Source organism: Mycobacteroides saopaulense, assembly GCF_001456355.1.
GTDB lineage: Bacteria > Actinomycetota > Actinomycetes > Mycobacteriales > Mycobacteriaceae > Mycobacterium > Mycobacterium saopaulense.
On record NZ_CP010271.1, the window covers coordinates 4,280,086 to 4,300,675 of the forward strand.

20 protein-coding genes are annotated in these 20,590 nt (G+C 65.4%); 10 read left to right on the forward strand and 10 right to left on the reverse strand.

Going from position 1 to position 20,590, the window contains the following annotated elements; all coding sequences use genetic code 11:
* Window position 1: 1 nt before the first annotated feature.
* The 5 genes from MYCSP_RS21295 to MYCSP_RS21315 all read right to left on the reverse strand — a co-directional run bounded on the left by MYCSP_RS21295 (window position 2) and on the right by MYCSP_RS21315 (window position 5,273).
* The gene (locus MYCSP_RS21295) at window positions 2–859 is read right to left on the reverse strand and encodes an MlaE family ABC transporter permease (RefSeq protein ID WP_083014407.1); all 858 of its coding nucleotides are present in this window, start codon (window positions 857–859) and stop codon (window positions 2–4) included.
* A 430-nt stretch (window positions 860–1,289) separates the two neighbouring features.
* Entirely contained in the window at window positions 1,290–1,922 is a 633-nt protein-coding gene (locus MYCSP_RS21300) for a response regulator (protein WP_162266391.1), read from the reverse strand.
* Between the two features lie 32 nt (window positions 1,923–1,954).
* Window positions 1,955–3,130: a MacS family sensor histidine kinase gene (gene macS / locus MYCSP_RS21305; protein ID WP_070911803.1), complete on the reverse strand. Its 1,176-nt coding sequence runs from the start codon at window positions 3,128–3,130 to the stop codon at window positions 1,955–1,957.
* A 9-nt stretch (window positions 3,131–3,139) separates the two neighbouring features.
* On the reverse strand, window positions 3,140–4,339 hold the full coding sequence (locus MYCSP_RS21310; protein WP_070911802.1) for an AI-2E family transporter: 1,200 nt from the start codon (window positions 4,337–4,339) through the stop codon (window positions 3,140–3,142).
* A gap of 55 nt (window positions 4,340–4,394) precedes the next feature.
* Window positions 4,395–5,273: an alpha/beta fold hydrolase gene (locus MYCSP_RS21315; protein ID WP_083014188.1), complete on the reverse strand. Its 879-nt coding sequence runs from the start codon at window positions 5,271–5,273 to the stop codon at window positions 4,395–4,397.
* A gap of 165 nt (window positions 5,274–5,438) precedes the next feature.
* Here MYCSP_RS21315 and MYCSP_RS21320 point away from each other — a divergent pair, with 165 nt between their 5' ends.
* The 5 genes from MYCSP_RS21320 to MYCSP_RS23605 all read left to right on the forward strand — a co-directional run bounded on the left by MYCSP_RS21320 (window position 5,439) and on the right by MYCSP_RS23605 (window position 9,421).
* Window positions 5,439–6,962: an adenylate/guanylate cyclase domain-containing protein gene (locus tag MYCSP_RS21320; protein WP_083014185.1), complete on the forward strand. Its 1,524-nt coding sequence runs from the start codon at window positions 5,439–5,441 to the stop codon at window positions 6,960–6,962.
* A 27-nt stretch (window positions 6,963–6,989) separates the two neighbouring features.
* Window positions 6,990–8,210, forward strand: a complete 1,221-nt coding sequence (locus tag MYCSP_RS21325; protein WP_070911800.1) for a lysylphosphatidylglycerol synthase transmembrane domain-containing protein — start codon at window positions 6,990–6,992, stop codon at window positions 8,208–8,210.
* 56 nt (window positions 8,211–8,266) lie between these two features.
* Complete coding sequence (locus tag MYCSP_RS21330; RefSeq protein ID WP_088415049.1) at window positions 8,267–8,806, forward strand: YceI family protein; 540 nt, start codon at window positions 8,267–8,269, stop codon at window positions 8,804–8,806.
* A gap of 31 nt (window positions 8,807–8,837) precedes the next feature.
* Complete coding sequence (locus MYCSP_RS21335; RefSeq protein ID WP_070911798.1) at window positions 8,838–9,230, forward strand: DUF3054 domain-containing protein; 393 nt, start codon at window positions 8,838–8,840, stop codon at window positions 9,228–9,230.
* A gap of 65 nt (window positions 9,231–9,295) precedes the next feature.
* A complete protein-coding gene (locus tag MYCSP_RS23605; protein ID WP_070911797.1) occupies window positions 9,296–9,421 on the forward strand; it encodes a hypothetical protein in 126 nt (41 codons plus the stop codon).
* An 83-nt stretch (window positions 9,422–9,504) separates the two neighbouring features.
* Here the strand turns inward: MYCSP_RS23605 and MYCSP_RS21340 are convergent, their stop codons facing one another.
* Window positions 9,505–10,251, reverse strand: a complete 747-nt coding sequence (locus tag MYCSP_RS21340) for a hemophore-related protein (protein WP_070911796.1) — start codon at window positions 10,249–10,251, stop codon at window positions 9,505–9,507.
* Between the two features lie 352 nt (window positions 10,252–10,603).
* On the opposite strand from MYCSP_RS21340, the gene MYCSP_RS21345 reads away from it, so the two are divergent.
* From MYCSP_RS21345 to MYCSP_RS21355, 3 genes are all read left to right on the forward strand, one after another.
* Window positions 10,604–13,378, forward strand: coding sequence for an MMPL family transporter (locus tag MYCSP_RS21345; protein ID WP_088415051.1), 2,775 nt, complete (start codon window positions 10,604–10,606; stop codon window positions 13,376–13,378).
* Window positions 13,375–13,905, forward strand: coding sequence for a helix-turn-helix domain-containing protein (locus MYCSP_RS21350; RefSeq protein WP_083020224.1), 531 nt, complete (start codon window positions 13,375–13,377; stop codon window positions 13,903–13,905). The genes MYCSP_RS21345 and MYCSP_RS21350 overlap by 4 nt, the downstream gene beginning before the upstream one ends.
* A gap of 113 nt (window positions 13,906–14,018) precedes the next feature.
* Window positions 14,019–14,465: a CD225/dispanin family protein gene (locus tag MYCSP_RS21355; RefSeq protein WP_070911793.1), complete on the forward strand. Its 447-nt coding sequence runs from the start codon at window positions 14,019–14,021 to the stop codon at window positions 14,463–14,465.
* On the opposite strand, the gene MYCSP_RS21360 is transcribed toward MYCSP_RS21355, so the two are convergent.
* Window positions 14,466–15,701, reverse strand: a complete 1,236-nt coding sequence (locus MYCSP_RS21360) for a GNAT family N-acetyltransferase (protein WP_070911792.1) — start codon at window positions 15,699–15,701, stop codon at window positions 14,466–14,468. It abuts the gene before it with no gap.
* Window positions 15,702–15,780: 79 nt separating this feature from the next.
* Here MYCSP_RS21360 and MYCSP_RS21365 point away from each other — a divergent pair, with 79 nt between their 5' ends.
* On the forward strand, window positions 15,781–16,200 hold the full coding sequence (locus MYCSP_RS21365) for a CoA-binding protein (protein WP_088415053.1): 420 nt from the start codon (window positions 15,781–15,783) through the stop codon (window positions 16,198–16,200).
* Here the strand turns inward: MYCSP_RS21365 and MYCSP_RS21370 are convergent.
* Both MYCSP_RS21370 and MYCSP_RS21375 read right to left on the reverse strand, forming a co-directional pair.
* Window positions 16,187–16,897 (reverse strand): hypothetical protein, encoded by a 711-nt coding sequence (locus MYCSP_RS21370; RefSeq protein ID WP_162266392.1) that lies wholly within the window; start codon window positions 16,895–16,897, stop codon window positions 16,187–16,189. The genes MYCSP_RS21365 and MYCSP_RS21370 overlap by 14 nt on opposite strands.
* Window positions 16,898–16,908: 11 nt before the next feature.
* Window positions 16,909–17,388 carry a hypothetical protein gene (locus MYCSP_RS21375; protein ID WP_083020251.1) on the reverse strand — a complete coding sequence of 160 codons (480 nt, stop codon included), beginning with the start codon at window positions 17,386–17,388 and terminating at the stop codon, window positions 16,909–16,911.
* A gap of 111 nt (window positions 17,389–17,499) precedes the next feature.
* Here MYCSP_RS21375 and MYCSP_RS21380 point away from each other — a divergent pair, with 111 nt between their 5' ends.
* Window positions 17,500–19,482, forward strand: a complete 1,983-nt coding sequence (locus MYCSP_RS21380; protein ID WP_083020247.1) for a M13 family metallopeptidase — start codon at window positions 17,500–17,502, stop codon at window positions 19,480–19,482.
* Window positions 19,483–19,533: 51 nt separating this feature from the next.
* Here the strand turns inward: MYCSP_RS21380 and MYCSP_RS21385 are convergent, their stop codons facing one another.
* Window positions 19,534–20,523 (reverse strand): L,D-transpeptidase, encoded by a 990-nt coding sequence (locus MYCSP_RS21385; RefSeq protein ID WP_088415059.1) that lies wholly within the window; start codon window positions 20,521–20,523, stop codon window positions 19,534–19,536.
* Window positions 20,524–20,590 lie beyond the last annotated feature (67 nt).

Sequence of the window (20,590 nt, forward strand, 5' to 3'; positions counted from 1 at the left end):
CTCACAGCCCCGTCCGCGGGAACAGCATGATGTACAGCTGGCTGATGGCGACGTTCACGACCATCAGTAGCAAGATCGATTCCACCACCGCGGCGTTCACGGAGTTGGCGACACCGATGGGCCCGCCCTTGGTCGACAGGCCCTTCTGACACGACACCACCGCCACGATGGCGCCGTAGATGATGGCCTTCAGGACCGCCAACACCATGTCATCGGGAGTCGCGAAGGAGGCGAAGGTCGATACGAAACTGCCGGGTGCGCCGCCCTGCCAGTAGACGTTAAACAGATAGGCACCAAGGAATCCGACAAAGCACACCACCGCGGTCAGTGCCACCGCGATCATGATGGCGGCGGCGAAGCGGGGGACGACGAGTCGGCGGATCACCGAGACGCCCATGACCTCCATGGCGTCGGTCTCCTCGCGCATGGTCCGCGAGCCCAGGTCGGCGGTGATCGCAGAACCCACGGCAGAGGCCATCAACACCGCAGCCACCAGCGAGGCGGCCTGCCGGATGATGGCGATACCGCTGGCCGCACCCGCCAGTGACGTCGCACCGACCTGACCGGCGAGCAGTGCGAACTGGATCGACAGCGTCACCCCGATGGGCAGGGTTACCAGGATGACCGGCATTACCGCCGTCGCTGCCTGGAAGGCACCCTGCCTGACGAATTCCTGCCACTGGAACTGCCCCGTGAATAGGTCGACGAAGAACCACTGAATGGTGCGGACCCCGAGTATGAACTGCTCCCCGACAGTGCTCAGGGATTCGAGGGGGTGGCGCTTGACGTATCCGGTAGCCCAGTCCTGGATGGCTGCGGCTCCGTCCTCGGCCGCGACCTGTCCGCCGGGTGCGGTCACGATGGACCCAGACACAGCGCACGACGCATTCGAGACTCCTCATTGAACCGCATTGCTGGCGCACCAGGGGCTGCGGCGCCGATGAGCGTTGACGATAAATGATCAATCGTTAATTGAATAGTCGGTAATATTCTAAATCACACCGATCGGTTTACTGTGTGCTGCGTCACATACGTCGGGCGGCGATACCGCCTCCGCGTATCCGCATGTCGGGCGCGCCCCGAATCAAACAGTGGACAAGGGTTTTTGGGGTCTTTGTCGGCCTACATGAGCGACCGAGCCATTCGCCGCCGAGCGCAGGAACAAAGATCGCGGCCGCCCTTAGCCTCTCCGCCCTACCCGAGGCGGTGACACCGAAGACGTGGAGCCTTACCCCGCACCCACGTGTCCTAACCGTTTGCTGCATGCCACAGCGTGGGCCAAGCGGCCGCTATTCGTCGAGCCCGTGCTCGATCGCGTATCGCGTGAGCTCCACGCGGTTGCCCAATTGCAGCTTGCGCAGCGTCGACTGCACATGATTCTCGATGGTCCGGTGACTGAGCGACAGTCGCGTGGCGATCTGCTTGGCGCTCAACCCCTTCGCGACGAGCCGCAGCACCTCGGTCTCTCGTTCGGAAAGCCGCGGAGTCTCGTCGGCATCGGTCGCCGGAGCGCTCGACATGCGCCGGAACTCCCCGAGCACCAGTCCGGCCAAGCCCGGTGTGAACACCGCCTGCCCCTTGGCCGTTGACTTCACGGCATCGATGAGCTCGGTGGCCGAGGCACTCTTCACCAAATATCCTGTGGCTCCGGCTTTCACCGCTTCCAACACATCTTCGCGCTCGGCCGAGGCCGAGAGCACCAGGATGTGGCTGCCCGGGGACACGGCCAGTACCGCTGCGGTGGCTTGCGCACCGTCACCGTCGGTGAGTTGCATATCCATCAGCACCACATCGGGTTTCACCGTCGCCGCTATCCGGCCGGAGGACGCGACGCCATCGGCGGTGGCCACCACGCGCAGCCCCGCGGCCTGCAGGTCGCGGGAGACCCCGTCCCGCCACATCGGATGGTCATCGACCACCATCACCGAAATCTGCTCGTTGTCCACGCTTTCGGTCACACACCCACCTCCTGAGACTTGGGCACCGTGATCTCCCATTCGGTACCCGCTCCGGGGGCCGTCTCCAGCAGTACCGCCCCACCGAGGTCGGCCACCCGGCCCAGGATCGAACGAGACACCCCCATGCGGCCCTCACGTTCGGCCTGATCGAGTCTGCCGTCGGCGATCCCGCTGCCGTCATCGCGCACCGTCACCACCACCGAGTCCTGCAGATCCTCGACGAGCACGTAGGCGTGCGCCTGCGGTCCGGCGTGCAGTGCGACGTTGGAGAGCGCGCTGCGCACCACCGCGGCCAGCTCACTGGCCATGTGCTGGCCGATGAGTACCGGGGAGCCGGGCGCGGACACCGACACCGCGGTACTGGCCTGCGTCCGCAGCAGCGGACGCAGGTCGACCAACTCGTCATCGGCGAACGTCGTCTGTGTCGCACCCGAGATGAGCTCCCGGAGCGCGACCTCCTGCTCTCCCGCGATGACAGCCAGTTCGGCTGTCGGGCCCCCGATCTCGGTGCCGCGACGCTTCACATAGGACAGCACTTGCAGCACTCCGTCGTGCACCTGCCGCGACAGCCGTTCGCGCTCTATCGCTGCGGCGGCCGCCCGTTCGGCGCGACGCAGCTCATGGAAGGTGCGCTTCGCGGTGGTCGACGCCGCGCCGATCGCAAGGCCCACCACTACCAACGCCGGCATGGTCGCGTCGAGCCACAACGCGCTGACCGGCAGTCCCCGCGCCGCGATGCTGATCGCGGCAAGCACGAAACCGGATATGACGCCGGCAAGTTGTCCGCGCAGCAGCCCCATGGACACGACCGCGTTGGCCACCCACAACGTTGTCGGCAATGTTTGGTGCCCGCTGTACCACTGCACGTCGACAACCAGGCGACCGGCCAGCATCAACGCGATCACGATCACCTGATCGCACAACACCAGCTGCCAGCGACGAAACCAGTTGCGCGACAGCGCTACTGCCGCAAAACCCGTCCATATCGCCATACCGGCGTACAGGGCCCAGCTCAATGCCTGCCGGTCGTAGTTGGTGTAGGACGCCAACTGCGAGGCCAGCAGGGCATATCCGAAGCTCGCCAGTCGGAACACCTGCGCCGCGCGCCACAGCGATGCTGTCGGATCGTTGCCGCTCACCCAGCGAGGGACGGTTCCGGTTCCGGATGCCATGTGAATGCGTCAATCCTTCGGCGGGGCCGGACCCAACTCCGGCACACCGTTACCCGGGCCGGCCTTCACCGCGGGCGGACCTTGGTCGGGCACCATCTCCGGATCGAGTATCTCTGCTTCCTCTTCTCCTTCAAGCAGATACGGATCATCGGAGTCATACGGTTCGATGAGCGCGCGGATGGCGGTATTGAGAACGGCAACCGTCGGTACCGCGAGGAGCGCACCGATGATGCCGCCCAACACGCCGCCCGCCGCGATGGACAGCACCACGGCCAGGGCGTGGATCTGGACCGCGTGGCCCATGATGAGCGGTTGCAGCACATGGCCTTCCACCTGCATCACCACAATGACGATCACCAAGATCATGGCCGCGGTGAAGGCGCCCTTGGTGATGAGCGCGATGAACACCGCCACGAATCCCGATATCGCCGCACCGATGATCGGAATGAACGCACCCAGGAACACCAGCGAGGCCAAGGGAAGTGCAAGCGGCACGCTGAAGGCCGCCAGGCCCACCCCGATACCGATCGCATCGACCAGCGCCACCGCGACGGTGGCGCGCACGTAGCCGATCAGCGATCCGAAACCCAGCGCACCGGCACGGCGCACCCGCGGGCGCGCGTCCTTGGGGAAGATTCGGGTGACGAACTCCCAGATCTCCTTGCCCCCGTAGAGGAAGAAGATGGTGGTGAACAATGTCAGCACGGCGCCGGTGATGATCTCGGTGACCGTGGTGGCCGTGGCCAGGGCTCCACTGGTGACCTTGCCCTGGTTGTCTTTGATGGCGTTGACCAGTGCGTCACCAGCCTTGCCGATCTGCTCCTCGCTGATGTGGAACCGGCTGTGAATCGCCCAGTTCTTCAGCGACTCGATGCTGTTGGTCAGCTGGGCCGACAAATCCGGCAGACCCTTGATGAATTGGTCCACCACGAAGGTCAGGATCCCGCCCACCGCCGCGGTGCCGGCGAGCAGCACGACGACTACCGCCAATGAGCGCGGAACCTTGTGGCGCTGAAGGTAGTTGACCGTCGGCACCAGCAGCGCCGATCCCATCAGAGCCAGGAGCAGCGGGATGGTGATCGTTTTGAGATGCCAGAACAGCCACAGGAAGGTGAGTCCGAAGGCAAGCAGCACCAGCAGGCGCCACGCCCAGGCCGCCCCCTTGCGCACATACGGATGAACCGACTCGGCTGCGTCAGCGTGCGTCATGCGGGGAGCCTAGCTGCGATGAGCCGCTTGCGCGAAGAGCTGAACAATTCAGCAACTATCCCTTCGGCGCAGGCTCGGCCAGCACCTCCGACAGCCACTTCACGACGAGCTCCGGCTGCTCGTCGACGATGAAGTGACCGCAGTTGGGCACCTCGGTGATGTTCAGGTCGTCGGCGTGGTCCTTGAAGCCGTCGAGCAGCGAGGGATGCACCGCCACGTCGTCGAGTCCGAACAGCACCCGTACCGGCATGGTGAGCTTCTGATCGTCATAGGGACCACGCGCGAGATTCGCGAATTCCTTGCCAACCATGGACCGGTAGATCTTGGATCCGGCCACCCGGCGGTCGCGATCGCGGAAACAGCTGCGGAAGAAGTCCACCGACTCCTTGGGCATCCCGCTACGGCGGATGAACCACCACAGCGTCGGCGACAGATGCGACAGCGGTCCGACAACCGGAGCCCCCACCACCAGCTGGTAGGCCAGCTTGTGCGCGTGCCGGGCCACCCGGCCCGGCTCCTGCCACACCGGCGGGATGTTGAGGACGGCCAGCCTCCGGATGCGCGACGGCGCCTTCAGCGCGACCAACTGGGCGGTCCAGCCGCCCCAGTCGTGCCCGACCAGATCGAAGGAGTCCAGCCCCAGCGAGTCGGCCGCCGCCAGCACGTCGGAGGCGAACTGCTCCTTCTCATAGCCCTTCGGGGCGACCTCGCTCCAGCCCGCACCGCGCAGGTCCATGGCATGCACGCGGTACCCGGCCGCGGCCAGGGCCGGGATCACCTTGTGCCACATCCACCAGTTCTCGGGCCAACCGTGCAGCAACACCACCGGTCGTCCGTCCTGCGGACCGGCGACGGCGACGTGGATCTTCACGTCCCCGGCTTGCACGTACTGATGGTCCACACCGTCGAGAGTGGGCATGCTGCGCTGCGTCATGGACCGAACCCTACCGCGCAGTAGGTTCCATGGCACCACCCTGTCTGAGCTACCGGGCCCAGCCCGACCTGGACATACTCGTGCTCTGGAGCAAGAAGAACTGGCATGCTTCGTCATGTCACAGAAATTGGAGTAAAAACGGGGTAGACCGATCGGAATACTTGGGTGATGGAACGGCTACGCGAATGGTTTCGGGCCATGCATGTGCTGGGCCCACGGTGGACAGTGTTCGTTGCCTCGATGGTCGGCATCAACTCCGCTACTCTGCTGCTGCTGTTCTACTTTCTGCGTCACTGGATGCCCTTCAAGCGGCCGGCGAACGACTGGGTGTTCGAGAACGGCCCCCCGCTGTTCTGGGTGCTCTTCGGCCTCATGGTGGTGACGAGCGTCGGATGGGCCCTGCACATGGAGCACCGCCTTGCCCGCTGGTACTGCCGGGGCGGGCCACCCACAGCACTTGAGCTGCGCACCGCGCTGACCGCACCCCTGCAGCAGTCACTAATCCACCTCGGTGGATGGGCACTCGGCGCCGCCATCTTCATCGGCATCGGCGCCGCCCACGACTCCAAATGGACCCTGGCCACCATCATCGGGTGTGTGCAATCGGCGACGGCCAGTTTCGGCATCACCTACCTGCTCGGTGAGCGCATCCTGCGGCCTATTGCCGCAAAGGCGTTGAGCGCCAGTGAGTTCCATGGACGATTCGCGCCATCGGTCTTTGTCCGGGTCAGGTTGAGCTGGTGGATCGGCACCCTGGCACCGGCGATCGGAATCATCGCGTTGTGCGGGATGGCGCTGTGGAAGCCTGACGATTTGACCTCGACGCGCGATCTTGCGCTCACCGTCCTGCTCATCGTCTCGACCACCCTGGTCGGCAGCTACGGACTTGCCCTGCTCACCGCCGGACAGTTGGCCGACCCGGTACGCCAGCTGCGCACCGCCATCAGCGATGTGGCGCAGGGCGACTTCGACGCGCGCGTCGATGTGTACGACGGCAGCGAGCTGGGGGTCCTGCAGGCCGGTTTCAACCGGATGATGCAGGTGGGTGAGGAACGCCGTCAGCTGCGTGAGCTGTTCGGTAAGCATGTGGGCGCCGACGTGGCCAGTCAGGCGCTGCAGCTGGGCACCAATCTCGGTGGCGAGAACCGTTATGTCGCAGTGTTCTTCGTCGACATGATCGGGTCGACGTCGATGGCGTCCGATCGCGATCCCGAGGAGGTGCTGACGATCCTCAACGACTTCTTCCGCATCGTGGTGGAGGTGGTCGACAGCCGCGGCGGCTTCGTCAACAAGTTCGTCGGCGACGAGGCGCTGTCGGTGTTCGGCGCGCCGCTGCACCGCCCCGACGCCACCACCGCATGCCTGGCCGCCGCACGTGAACTGCGCGACCGGCTCACCGAAGACTTCCCCCACCCGTTCGAGTTCGCCATCGGTGTCTCGGCCGGGCTCGCGGTCGCCGGAAACGTGGGCGCCACCGAGCGCTACGAATACTCGGTGATCGGCGACCCGGTGAACGAGGCCTCGCGGCTTACCGAGCTGGCCAAGCACCGGCCCAGCCGGCTGCTGGCATCCACCAACGCGCTGTATTTCGCCGACCCCGATGAACAGAAACACTGGGATCACGGCGACTCTGTGCTGCTCCGGGGCCGCACCAGGGCGACACACCTGGCGTGGCCTGCGGGAACCTGAAAGAACTGACCAGCTCGCGCCGTTACTGTGGTGCCCGTGCCCCCGTCCGACGACCGAGATCGTGACCCTCTCGACGGCGTCTGTACGCCGCCGGAAGGAATCGGTCCGGCCTCGTGCCCGGACGACCCCGAAGCGGACACCGCACCCCAACCCGTCATCAAGCAGCGGGGAAAGTACTGGTGGATTCGCTGGGCGGTGCTCGTCGTCCTCGCCATCGTGCTCGCGGTGGAGATCGGATTCGTCTCCGATCAGCTGGCGTCGGCCTGGCGCAGCCTGAAGACCGCCAATCCCTGGTGGGTACTGGCGTCGGCGCTGGCGGCGATGTTCTCGATGCACAGCTTCGCACAGATCCAACGGACGCTGCTGCGCTCGGCGGGCGTGAAGATCCGTCAGTGGCGCTCCGAGGCGGCGTTCTACGCCGGGAACGCGTTGAGCACCACCCTGCCCGGCGGTCCGGTGCTCTCAGCGACCTTCATCTACCGGCAGCAGCGGCTGTGGGGTGCCACCCCGGTCGTCGCGTCCTGGCAGCTGGTGATGTCCGGGGTGCTGCAGGCGGTGGGCCTGGCGATTCTCGGCCTCGGCGGGGCATTCCTGTTGGGCGCCAAGACCAACCCGTTCTCCTTGATCTTCAGCATCGGCGGATTGTTGGCCATCCTGGTCCTGGCGCAGGCGGTCGCTTCGCGGCCGGAGATGCTCGACGGCATCGGTGTCCGGATCCTGCGCTGGGTCAACGATCTGCGCGGCAAGCCGCCGATGATGGGGGTCGCCCGCTGGCGCGAGATCCTCAAGCAGATGGAGGCGGTGACGCTGACCCGCCGGGCGCTCGGTGAGGCCTTCGGCTGGTCGCTGTTCAACTGGATCGCCGATGTGGCGTGCCTGGCCTTCGCGACCTACGCCGTGGGCAGCCGCCCATCCCTGGTCGGTGTCATGGTCGCCTATGCCGCGGCACGAGCCGCCGGGTCGCTGCCGCTCATGCCCGGTGGTCTGCTGGTGGTGGAGGCCTTCCTGGTTCCCGGTCTGGTGTCCTCCGGGATGACGCTGCCCGACGCGATCTCCGCGATGCTCATCTACCGCGCGGTCAGCTGGATCTTCATCTCCGCGATCGGCTGGGTCATCTTCTTCTTCCTGTTCCGCGACGAGAGCCAAATCGACCCGGATGCGACCCCGAGCTCGACCAAAGAGCCCGAACCCAGCTCTGGCGCTCCACCGGACGGGCCGCCGGAAAATTCTTCCGATCCCCCGAAATAAAGCGGACCATAGTCCGGTTGGTATGAGTGTCCTACCCCCACACTTGAGGAGCACTCATGACCACCACCACCCCCGTTCTCGCAGCCGGAACCTGGACCATCGACCCGGTTCACTCCGACATCACCTTCTCGGTACGCCACCTGGGCGTCTCCAAGGTCCGCGGCTCGTTTACCGACTTCAACGGCGAAATCACCATCGCCGAGGACGGCACCCCCTCGGTGTCGGCCACCATCGACGTGGCCTCGGTGAGCACCCGCAACGACCAGCGCGACACCCACCTGCGCTCGACCGACTTCTTCGACACCGACAACCACCCCACCGCCACCTACCGGTCCACCTCGGTGCGCGCCGACGGTGACGACTACATCGTCGACGGTGAACTGACCCTGCACGGCGTCACCCACCCGGTCTCGCTGAACCTTTCCCTGGAGGGAGTCGGCCCCGGCGCGCAAGGCGGCACCGTCGCTGGCTTCGAAGCCAGCGCTCAGATCAACCGCGGCGACTTCGGCGTCAACGGCGGCGCCGGACTGGTCGGCGAGAAGGTCACGCTGACCTTCAACATCGAAGCCGGCCACCCAGAGGCACCCTCCAACTAATCGCCCGCGCGGCACCCGCTACGGTCGGGGAATGCCCAGCGCACAGCCGAATTCACTCACGAAGAAGCCGGCGACATCCGTAGTGCTCGCACTGCTCCTGGATGTCGTCGGCATCTTCGTCTTCTGCACCATCGGCCGCCGCAGCCACGCCGAGGGCATCACCGTCCTCGGCGTGTGGCAGACCGCCTGGCCATTCTTGTCGGGCGCCGGCGTCGGCTGGCTGCTGAGCCGGGGTTGGTCGCACCCGACCTCCGTGACCCGCACCGGAATCCCGGTATGGATCGGCACCGTTGCGTTCGGAATGATCCTGCGCCGACTGAGCAATCAGGGCGTGGCGTTCAGTTTCGTGGTGGTGGCCTCGTTGGTCACTGCGTTGCTCCTGCTCGGATGGCGTGCCATCGCCACCCGCACGTCAAGAAGCTGAGACCGGCCGTCAGGATCTCGTCAACGCGCTTGGATCGGCGCCCACCGCACACGCAAGCTGGCTGCATGGAAGGTTTCGCCGCCGTGCTGGTGCCCCTCGCCGGTTATGCCGCGGTACTGCTGTCCGTGCGGTACCTCAATCGTCACGACGACATCGCCCCTGCCGCGGGCCCGGAAGCGCTGACCCGCTAGCCCCCAAACGCCGAGTGCGAGCCTCGCACGGATATCTCCAGGGAGATCCGCGCCAGACTCGCACTCGAATTGCGTAACAGGCCTTAGACGCGCGGGCCGGGCGCGGGGCCCGTTCCCACCGGTCCGGCCGGTGCGGCGGGTGCCACGGCCGGCGCCGGCCCGGGGGCAGGTCCGGGGCCCTGCGGGAAGTTGGCAGCCGGCGCCTGGTTCTGGATGGCGGACTGCACCGCCGGGTTCTGCACCAGAGCCTGGGCGGCCGGGTTCTGCGCCACCTGCTGAGCCGCCGGGTTCTGCGACAGCGCAGTCAGCAGCGCCGGGTTGACGCCCATCGCCGCGGGGTTCAGGCCACCACCGTTGACAACCTGAGCCAGATCCAGCGGCAGACCGCACTTGGTGCGCAGGTCGTTCAGCGGCGCCGCGATACCACCGAGGGAGGCCGCGACATCGGGGCGCGACACCAGGTAGCTCTGAGTCTTGGTGGCGATCTGATCCTGCGGAGCCGCCTTGATCTCAGTGAAGGCCGCGTCGACATCCGGATGCTGCTCCAGATAGCCCGCCGCGTTCTGCACGACGTTGCCGACGGTCTTGGTCATCTTGCTGGCTTGGCATCCGTCCGGGGTGGGTGTGGCCGGAGTCACCGTCGCCGCGGCGGGGGCAGCAGCGTTGGGGGCGGGTGCCGGCGCGGCGGGAGCCGCCGGAGCCGGAGCGGGGGTCGGGGGGACCGGTTCGGCCGCGGCAATCGGTGCCAGGGCGCTCATGGCGAGCCCGCCAGCGAGAACACCTGCGCTCAGCAAGCCGTAGGCCGCGCGCCGCGAGGTTGTGGCTGACATGACATTCCTCCTACTTGTTGGGGGATTACAGCCAAGGTATCGAAATCGGGCGCCATTTCGAAACACGGACGCGCGTGGTCACCAGAGAGTTACCGAGTCTTTATCGTCGGCCAGATTCTGATTTTCAAGATCCTTTTTTGATCCCGTGCAACGTTGCCAGGGAGCACGAAGAGCACGTCCAGCCACCACTCGTTTTTCGCCAAGGCGGCCTGTTAGTAAACCTGTCATCGCAGGTTGCCGCGATATATATAGACACCAGGCGCGGTAGGTCTCGTTGCTGTAGCATCACGACCACGCCACGCCGAGACTGCGTGCGTCACACCGAACGACAGGAACCATCGTGCAGTCAGTCATGATGCGCACCAGCGACTACCTTCGCAGGTATCGATGGCTGACCGTCGCTGTCTGGCTGATTCTTATCGTCGCCGCGGTAGGGCTGGTGGCCGGACGAGGCGAAAAACTGACCGGCGGCGGCTTCGAGGTCGCGGGTTCGCAATCGCTCACCGTGCACGACGCGATGGAAACCGGATTCCGGGAGCACGGCGCTTCCCCGCTGGCCTTGGTCGCCGCACCGCGGCCCGATGCGACCGTCGCCGATATGACGGCCGCCGTCGACTACCTCAAGCAGGTGGCGGCGCAGATCCCCCAGGTTTCGGTGGAGCCCATTCCCCCACAGCTGACCCCGCAGCCGGATCGCCCCTTCGTCGTCACCCTGCGCATCGGCTTCGACAACACCGGCGCCACCGATATCGCCAAGGACCTGCGTAAGAAAATAGGAGTACACGGCGGTCAGCCCGGACAGATCGCCGGTGGCCGGGTATCGCTGTACGTGATCGGCCAGGGTGCGCTGGGCGCGGCGATGACCGAGCAGATCGCCGGTGACATCAAGCAGGCCGAGAAGTGGAACATCCCGGTCATCCTCATCGTGCTGATCGCCGCGTTCGGTTCCCTGGCCGCCGCCTCGCTGCCCCTCCTACTAGGTGTGTGCACGGTGGCATTGAGCGTGGCGATCGTCCTGGCGCTGTCGAACATCACCACTATTTCGGTGTTCGCACTGCCGACGGTGACGATGATCGGCCTTGCCGTCGCGGTGGACTATTCGCTTTTCATCCTCATGCGCTACCGCGAGGAGCTGAATTCGGGGAAGAACCGGCAAGAAGCCATCGCCTCCGCCATGGCCACCTCGGGGCTCACCGTCACGTTCTCCGGCCTGACGGTGATCGCCGCCCTCGCCGGCATCTACCTGATCGGAACCCCCGCGTTGGCCTCGATGGCCTCCGGCGCCATCATCGTCGTCTCCATCGCCGTCCTGACCTCCACCACACTGATGCCCGCGCTGCTGGCCATCTTCGGTAAGGCAGCGGCCAATCAGTCGCGGTTCCTGCGCGTCTCACCTCTGCGCAAGCACTCGATTCCCTTCTGGCGCAAATGGACCCAAGGGGTTATGCGCCGACCATGGCTGTCCGCGCTGGGCGCGACGGTGTTCCTGCTGGCGCTCGCGGCTCCCAGCCTGCAGATGCAGGTCTCCAACAGCATGCTGCGCCAATTCGATTCGTCCCACGAGATCCGCCGGGGCATCGACGCCGCGGCCGTCGCCATGGGACCCGGCGCGCTCGGACCGGTACAGGTGCTGCTCACCTTCAAGGACAACGCAGCCAACACAGACCATGCACAGGCGCTGCAGACCGCGAAGGACACCATCGCGCAGGCCCCCAACATCGCGCGGGTGACCGACGCGTCCTTCTCGACCGGCGGGCATGACGCGCTGATCTCGGCGGTGTTGTCCGTGGATCCCGAGGCGAACGCCGCCCGTGACACGGTCAGCTGGTTGCGTACGAATGTGCCCGAAGCGCTCAAGAATTCGGGAGCCGATATCAACGTGGGCGGCCCGACGGCATTGCTCTTCGACTACGACAACCGGGTGGAGCGCTCGCTGCTGGGCGTGTTCGCCTTTGTCTGCGTACTCGCCTTCATGATGCTGCTCGCCACGCTGCGCTCGCCGGTGCTGGCCCTCAAGGGCGTGGTGATGACGGTGCTCTCGGTCGCCGCCGCTTACGGCAGCCTGGTGATCGTCTTCCAGTGGGGGTGGCTGGAATTCCTGGGCTTCCATCAGGCCAACATCGACAGCAGCATCCCGCCGCTGGCCCTTGCCCTGACCTTCGGCCTCACCATGGACTACGAGATCTTCCTGCTCGCCCGGGTGCGTGAGCGGTACCTGCGCACCGGCGATTGCGGGGACGCCGTCTCCTACGGAGTTCGCACCAGTGCGCGCACCATCACCAGCGCCGCGCTGATCATGATCGCGGTGTTCATCGGATTCGCCTTCGCCGGAATGCCGTTGGTGGCGCAGCTTGGTGTCGCCTGCGCCGTGGCCATCGCCGTCGACGCCACGGTGGTGCGCCTGGTGCTGGTACCGGCGCTGATGGCGATGTTCAACAAGCGCAACTGGTGGCTGCCCGGCTGGCTGGATCGGGTGCTCCCGACCGTGGACTTTGAAACCCCCTGTGTCGACGAGCTTCCGGGGCCGCACAGCGAAAGCGCACTGCGCCTGCAGGGATCCGGATTCGAAGAGCCTCGCATCGACTATCACGCCATCGCGGTATCCGCGGCCCGGCTCAAGCGCCTCGCCGACGGCGGCACGATCACCGCACCCGACACGCAGTCGGTGATCGCGGACCGCTGGCGCGACAACTTGACTGTGGCCCTGGAAGCCTTGCAGGCCGGCAAAAACGGAACGGACACCGACACGGTCCACCTGCCCGGCCCCCTGTCTCGGCTGACCCCCGTGGAGATCACGCAGGTGAAGCTGCCGACCGGACAAAACTGTGTGGTGCCCACCGACGCCGAAGCCCTGCGCATGCAAGGGCTACTGTTGATGCGCCGCAACGCCGAACGCGATTACACCGAGTTCGCCCGGCTCGCTTCGCTGATGGAGCCACGAACAGCGGCGAAGGTCCTCGCCGGGATCGATCAGCATTACTGTGTACAGTCCAATCAGAGGTGGGTTTCCAGCCAACTGGTACGTCGGCTGGCTGATCCGAAGCCCGGCGATGGTGCGATGGATTGCCCCACGGTACGCAGGCAGTGCCTATCGGTGGCGGTGGCGATGTTGGAGGATGCGAGGTGACGGTCACGAGCGACGCGCCAGCCGTCTCCCCCGAAGTGCCCAACGAGCCTTCGGGTTCCGGCGCCATCGGTTCCCATTCCGCCGAGTCCACCCCGCCCGGGCGTGCCGACAAGCCGGTAACCCACTGGACCACCTCGGAGATCTTCGACGCCCTGCAAAGCGGTGACCTCTCCGATTGGCAGGCAATCGTCCACGCTCTCAAACGCGATCCGTTCGGCCGAACCGCACGCCAGGTCGAGGAAATAGTGAGCGCCGATGAGCTGTACGGCATTTCGACCGCGCTGCAGGAAGTTCTCACCCGCGCCCGCGACAACCTTGCCGAGGCCGAGCGCCGAGAAGCCGCCAACGAGATCAACCTGCTGTTTGAGGCCTCCGGGCTGCGTGAGGCCGAGTTTGCCTCGCGCATAGGCATTTCAAGCTCAGAGCTTTCCGCATACCTGTCGGGTACCGACAGCCCGACAGTGGCGATGCTGGTCCGGATGCGGCGGGTAGCGCGGCGGTTCGGCCGTACCCGCCCCCGCGGATAGCCACCGAGCACACCTCACGGTTACATCCGGGTACCTGCGTACCCAGTGTCAGTTCCCTGGGAGCCCCCCGATCGTTATGGCAGCTCCTCTGAAATCGGCCTAACCTCGGTGCCATGACCGACGAGACGAAATCTGACGAACCCACTGGCGCCGTCACCACGCCCGTGTCCACTCCCCCACCTGCACCGACGACCCCGGCAGGGCTGCCGAAGCCGCCGCCCACCAATGTCGGCTGGGCCGTTGCCTCCGTTGTCTTTTTCTGGCCGTTGGCTTTCAGCGCGTTCACCAACGCCCTGAACGTCACCCAGTTCTGGCTCACCGGCCAATACGACCGCGCCCAGGAATCCTCCGACCGCGCCAAGCTGCTCGGCAAGATCGCGCTGCTGACCGGCCTGGTGCTGCTATTCCTGTTCATCGCCTTCCGCATCGCCTGCGCCATCTGGTGGCACACGCACGGCGGAGGCGGAGGCTGGGGACACCACGGCGGCTGGCACCGCAGCTGGGATGACGACGGATGGAACGGCCCCGGCCCGATGGGCCGTCCCGGCCGCGACAACTAGTTAGAAGGCGTCGGGCGCACTGGGTGCGACGGGCCAGCCGAACGCGATGGCGGCCCGTTGCACCGCGCCCGACCGCAGTTCTGTGACCAGGCCGGCTCTGGCCAGCGCCTGCAGGCTCACCCCGCCCATGTAGACAGACCCGAGATCACGGACGGTCAACGCGATATCGGCGTCCTCCGTGGTGATTTCGCACAGGGCATCGGCCGGCCCGCCGCGCAGCCGGTAACGCGCGGAGTTCTCCGGCAGGAATTCGTCGGTCACCTCCAGCACCACGTCCACCTCGGCGGCGTATCGCCGCTGCGACAGTGCCCGCGCAATGTCGACCAATCGCACATGAATCGCATCGCCCAGGGCGCATTCCAGTGCCGAATGGTTGGCCACCAAGTAGCGCAGCTCCTCGTGCACCGAGGCACCGTAGTACTTGATCTTGCGGACCAGGTCCATATCCAGCAGGTAGCGCCAGGTACGGGCGTAGGCCCGCGAGTTGGCACCCAGCACCTCTTGCACATGCAATTCGCTATTGGGTCCCGCGTCGTTCCACTCAGACTTCGGACGGTAGATGGCGAATCCGCTCACCGTTCCATCGGTTTCGTAATGCAGGACGAAGCGGATCTTGCCGGACTCCTTCTGCCGCTCCTCATTGTCGAGGGTCCATGCGGCCCACCACTGCGGGGTGCGGGACATCTGACCGGGCAGCTCGGCGATGGCCTCGTCATAGACGGCGGGTGCCGCGGCCAGGAAGGTCTCGGCGTCCACCTCGTCGAGGGTGCCGTCACCGAGATTCACGTCGGACCGGAACGCAAGGTCTCGCACCTGTCCGGACAGATCCGCGGCCTCCGTCGCGACCCCGTAACCAAATCGTCCGTAAATCAACGCTTCCGAGGCGAACAGCATGGCGATTGCCTCGCCACGCGAGCGAATGTCCGCCAGCTGGTGGCGCATCATGGCCGTCAACAACCCTTGGCGACGATGCGTCGGCGACACCGTGACCGCGGTGATAGCGGCCACCGGCACGACTGTTCCGCCTGGCAACACCACGTGTCGGCTGAGGGCACCAGCGGTCGACACCCACTTACGCCCGTTGTGGAATCCGATCATCCGGTCCAGCTCGATGAGCTTGCGGTTGACTTCGATCTCGTCCTTCTGCAGGTCCTGCAGGAACACGGCGTACGACGAGGTCATGTACGACTCGTAGTCGTCCTCATCTTGAATGGTGCGTAGGGTCAACTCAGACACGTACCCATGTCTACCGTGCCATGCCGGAGCCTGTCACTTGAGTTTTCCGCATGCTGCGTAGGACAGGAAAGGAACCACGGTGTGGAGCGCCCCCGATGACGCGACAATCGCCCGAATTCTGCTTGAGACCAAGAGCATTGCCATTGTGGGGATTTCGGCCAACCCGGACCGCCCGAGTCACGGCGTCTACCGTTATCTGGCCCAGCACAGTCCGTATCGGATCTTTTTGGTGAACCCGACCATCTCCGAACTCGACGGCGAGCCGGTCTACCCCAGCCTCGATGCACTGCCGCAGACGCCCGATCTGGTCGATGTCTTCCGCCGGCGCGAGGAGCTGCCGGGCGTTGCTCAAGAGGCCATCGACATCGGCGCACGCACCCTGTGGTTCCAACTCGATCTGGTCGACGTCGATGCCGCGAACAAGGCGACCGACGCCGGACTACAGGTCGTCATGGACCGCTGCACCGAGATCGAATTCGCGCGTATCAGTTCGCACTAGCCCTTTGCGGTTGAGCGCCGATGCGGTCAATGGGCGCGATGTTGTCCACCAGCCAGCGCCCGTCACGCTTGGTGAGTGCCAGCCGCAGCGCCAACACCGATTGTTCGGGTTGGGCCTTGGCTGCGACGCTGGTGCGTCGGACCAGCGTGGCCGCCACGGCGTCTTCGGGGCCCAGGGCCTCGATACCGACCGAGACGATCTCGCCCTGCTGCGAGATGCCCTTGGCTTTCAGTTCTGCGGTGGCCCTGTCGAAATCACGTGTGAAGGACCGCTTCTGCCCCTCGGTCATGTGCTCGGTGGCCTTGCGCACGTACGTATCCGGGCTACCCGGGGCGAAGTTCACCACCGCCTCTGCCACCGTCGCGACGACCTCGGTCACCGCCGCGCGATCCGCGTTCCCGTCGCGATCGGGCACCGTCCAATGCCGGTACCCCACCACCGCAACAGCGAGCACGCAGGCGGTGGTCAGCGCGACGATTCCGGTACGCAGCGCCGGTCCGTCGTCGTCGGTACCGACGGTGACCGAATCCCGCCGGGCCAGATAGGCATTCACCGCAAGACCCTGGGCGATGAGCACGCAGGACGCAGTGCACACCACCACCCACCAGATCGGCCAGCGCAGGATCACCCCGAGCTCCACGATCGCCAGCACCGACGCCAGCGGCGCCAAAAGGTCAAAGAAGATGACCCGCAACATATTCCGGCTCATCACAGCAGCTCCAAACCGGTGACCAGCAGCTGATCCCCAACCTTGGACACCGCAAGCCGCAAATGCCATTGATTGACCTTCGCAGAGGCGTTGACATCGCGGGTCACCGAGGTGGCCACCACCATCACGCGGTCTATCCGCTCCACGGACGGCAGACCGATATCCTCACCCGGAATCTTTGCGCCGCGCCTGTCGATGGCCACCGAGTCGATCTCCCCCGCCGCATCGGCATCGACCGTGCGCGCGAGCTTCACGACGCCGGCGATCATCTCTCCCAGATGATCGCTGAGCTGACCGGCGGTGCCGTCCTGCAGTGTCTGCACACTGGCATCGATATTGTCCTTCTTCATGTTGACCAGGGCGTCTACCCAGGTCACAGCGGTGTCGAGGACACGAGCGTCGTAGCGGTCACGGGCAACCTGGCGGTGATGGCCGGTAATCACCAGCACCGAAAGCACCAATGCGACGACCGCGATCACGCCGAAAACGGCCGAGAGCACGCCGTACCGGGAGAAGACGGGTTCATCCTCGGGCGCCGGGGCGTCTTTGCTCACGGGCCTCACCCTAGCGACCCGTGCCACCATGGACGGGTGACGACAGAATCCGTGCTGCCAAAATCCGGTATCGACCTGAGCCATCGTGACGAATCCATCCGCCCACAGGATGACTTGTTCGGCCACGTCAACGGGCGCTGGCTCGCCGACTACGCCATTCCGGCCGACCGTGCGGTCGATGGCGCGTTCCGGACTCTGTTCGACCGTGCCGAAGAGCAGGTCCGCGAGATCATCACCGAAGCCGCCGAGTCCGGCGCGGCCGAGGGCACCGAATCACAGAAGATCGGCGATCTGTTCGCCAGCTTCATGGACACCGACGCCGTGGACAGGGTCGGACTGGCGCCGCTGCGCGAAGAGCTGGACCGGATCGCCTCGGCGCCCGACGCCACCGCGCTGACCGCGGTCATGGGTGCCCTACAGCGCGCGGGGGTCGGCAACGGCGTGGGCTGCTATGTGGACACCGACGCCAAGAATTCTTCTCGCTACCTGCTGCATGTCAGCCAATCCGGTCTCGGGCTGCCTGACGAGTCGTACTACCGCGAGGACCAGCATGCGGCCGCCCGGGATGCCTATCGCGCGCACATCTCCACCATGTTCGCGCTGGTCGCAGGCGAGGGCGAACATGACGCCACCGCGACCACGATTCTCGACCTGGAGACGAAGATCGCCGCGGCACATTGGGACGTGGTGAAGCGGCGCGACGCCGAGCTGAGCTACAACCTGTTGAAGTTCGCCGACCTGGAGCACACCGCACCGGGATTCGATTGGAACGGATGGATTTCCGGTCTGGGTGCCGCCACCGGCCAGGTCGTCGAACTGGTGGTACGCCAGCCCGACTATCTGACCGCCTTCGCGGCGCTCTGGGCTTCGCAGCCGCTGAACGACTGGAAGCTGTGGGCCAGCTGGCGGCTCATCTGCGCCCGCGCGCCCTATCTCACCGAACCGCTGGTGGCCGAGAACTTCGATTTCTACGGACGCACGCTCTCGGGTACCGAGCAGATTCGCGATCGCTGGAAGCGTGGAGTCGCGGTGGTCGAGTCACTACTGGGTGAGGCCGTGGGCCAGCTCTACGTGGCGCGCCACTTCCCTCCGAACGCCAAGGCGCGCATGGAGGTTCTTGTTGGAAATCTCCGTGAAGCGTACCGCGCAAGCATCACCGATCTGGAGTGGATGACGCCAGAGACCCGTGAACGGGCCTTGCAGAAACTCGATAAGTTCACCCCGAAGATCGGCTACCCGGCCACCTGGCGTGACTATTCGACGATCTCCATCCGTCGCGACGATCTGCTGGGCAACGTCCGGCGCGCCACGGCCGCCGAATGCGACCGCGGCCTGGCCAAGCTGGCCGGACCGGTGGATCGCGACGAATGGTTCATGACCCCGCAGACGGTGAACGCGTACTACAACCCGGGCATGAATGAAATCGTCTTCCCGGCAGCGATTTTGCAGCCGCCCTTCTTCGACGCGGACGCCGACGATGCCGCCAACTACGGAGGCATCGGCGCGGTCATCGGTCACGAGATCGGCCACGGGTTCGACGACCAGGGCTCCAAGTACGACGGCGATGGCAATCTGGTGAACTGGTGGACCGACGCCGACCGCGACGAGTTCGGCTTGCGCACCAAGGCATTGATCAAGCAGTACGACGAGTTCGTGCCCCGCGAGCTCTCCGACCAGCATGTGAACGGCGCGTTCACCGTCGGCGAGAACATCGGCGATCTGGGTGGACTCTCGATCGCCCTGCTCGCGTACGAAATCTCGTTGGGCGGTAAGCCCGCGCCCGTCATCGATGGGCTCAGCGGTGCACAGCGGGTGTTCTTCGGGTGGGCGCAGGTGTGGCGTACGAAAGCCCGTGAAGCCGAGGCAATCCGGCGCCTGTCGGTGGATCCGCACTCGCCGCCGGAGTTCCGGTGCAACGGCGTGGTGCGCAACATCGATGCGTTCTACGAGGCCTTCGAGCTGACCACCGAGGACGAGCTGTTCCTGGAAGCCGATCAGCGCGTGCGCATCTGGAGTTAGTCGCGCGAACAGTCCCCCGCTCGCGGGGGACTGTTCGCGAAATACCGGGCGCTAGAAGCGCTGCCAGTCGTCGTAGCCGTCGTAGTCCTTGTACGGACCACCGGGCGAGTTCTTCACGATGACCGGGTCACCGGGGTGGGACTGGTTGAAGAACCAGGTGGCGTTGTCGGTGCTCAGGTTGATGCAGCCGTGGCTCACATCGCGCTTACCCTGATCGCCGACCGACCACGGCGCCGCGTGCACGAAGATGCCGGAGTTGGACAACCGGGTGGCCCAGAACACGTCCAGCTTGTAGCCCTCCGGCGAGTTCGTCGGCACCCCATAGGTTGACGAGTCCATCACCATCTTCTGGAACTTCTCGCTGACGTAGTACGTGCCGTTCTTCGTCTCGTGCTTCTTGTCGTGCTTACCCATCGACATCGGCATGGTCCGCTCCACGACGCCGTTGCGGGTCACGGTCATCGTGTAGGTCGCATCGTCGACCGTCGACACGAAGGCGTCACCGACCTTGAAGCTCCACTTGGTTCCGCCGGCGTTCACATTCACATCGGTGTTCGCGGGCCAGAACTGCGTGGGCTTCCAACGCAGCTGCTGGTCGGTGTACCAGTAGAAATACCCCGGTACCGACTTCGACGTGGTGATCTTCACGGCGGCCTCGGCAGCCTTCTTGTCCGTCACCGGAGCGGCGAAGACGATCGTCACCGGCTGAGCCACACCGACAACCTCGCCGTTGTTGGGCTCGTTCTTGAGCAATCCAACCGGCAGCGGTGGCACATCGCCCGTAGGGGGCGCCCCGGGCGGCGGTGTGGTGGGTGCCGGAGGCGGCGGAACCTCACCGGGCGGCGGCACGTCAGGTGCCGGCGGCGGGGGCGGCAGCTCCCACGGCAGAGGCGGGGGCGGCGGGGGGCCCGGCTCTTCAATACCGGGATCGGGGGGATCACCCGGATCCGCGAGTGCAGGAACCACCCCGGCACCCAGCAGTCCTGCGACACAGATACCGCTGACGAGGGCGCGCCGGAACCAACGAGTTAAGACAAGCATGCTCACTCCTGTAGACACGACACATCCAGTGTGTCATAGGGTTCGTCGCCACCAGGCAACACGATGT

Excerpts from the sequence above, each read along its gene's own strand:
- MYCSP_RS21340 (WP_070911796.1), bottom strand. The coding sequence starts at position 10,251 with ATGTCAGCCACAACCTCGCGGCGCGCGGCCTACGGCTTGCTGAGCGCA.
- MYCSP_RS21335 (WP_070911798.1), top strand. The coding sequence starts at position 8,838 with ATGCCCAGCGCACAGCCGAATTCACTCACGAAGAAGCCGGCGACATCC.
- macS (WP_070911803.1), bottom strand. The coding sequence starts at position 3,130 with ATGGCATCCGGAACCGGAACCGTCCCTCGCTGGGTGAGCGGCAACGAT.
- MYCSP_RS21310 (WP_070911802.1), bottom strand. The coding sequence starts at position 4,339 with ATGACGCACGCTGACGCAGCCGAGTCGGTTCATCCGTATGTGCGCAAG.
- MYCSP_RS21355 (WP_070911793.1), top strand. The coding sequence starts at position 14,019 with ATGACCGACGAGACGAAATCTGACGAACCCACTGGCGCCGTCACCACG.
- MYCSP_RS21300 (WP_162266391.1), bottom strand. The coding sequence starts at position 1,922 with ATGGTGGTCGATGACCATCCGATGTGGCGGGACGGGGTCTCCCGCGAC.
- MYCSP_RS23605 (WP_070911797.1), top strand. The coding sequence starts at position 9,296 with ATGGAAGGTTTCGCCGCCGTGCTGGTGCCCCTCGCCGGTTATGCCGCG.
- MYCSP_RS21370 (WP_162266392.1), bottom strand. The coding sequence starts at position 16,897 with ATGTTGCGGGTCATCTTCTTTGACCTTTTGGCGCCGCTGGCGTCGGTG.
- MYCSP_RS21330 (WP_088415049.1), top strand. The coding sequence starts at position 8,267 with ATGACCACCACCACCCCCGTTCTCGCAGCCGGAACCTGGACCATCGAC.
- MYCSP_RS21345 (WP_088415051.1), top strand. The coding sequence starts at position 10,604 with ATGATGCGCACCAGCGACTACCTTCGCAGGTATCGATGGCTGACCGTC.
- MYCSP_RS21315 (WP_083014188.1), bottom strand. The coding sequence starts at position 5,273 with ATGACGCAGCGCAGCATGCCCACTCTCGACGGTGTGGACCATCAGTAC.
- MYCSP_RS21385 (WP_088415059.1), bottom strand. The coding sequence starts at position 20,523 with ATGCTTGTCTTAACTCGTTGGTTCCGGCGCGCCCTCGTCAGCGGTATC.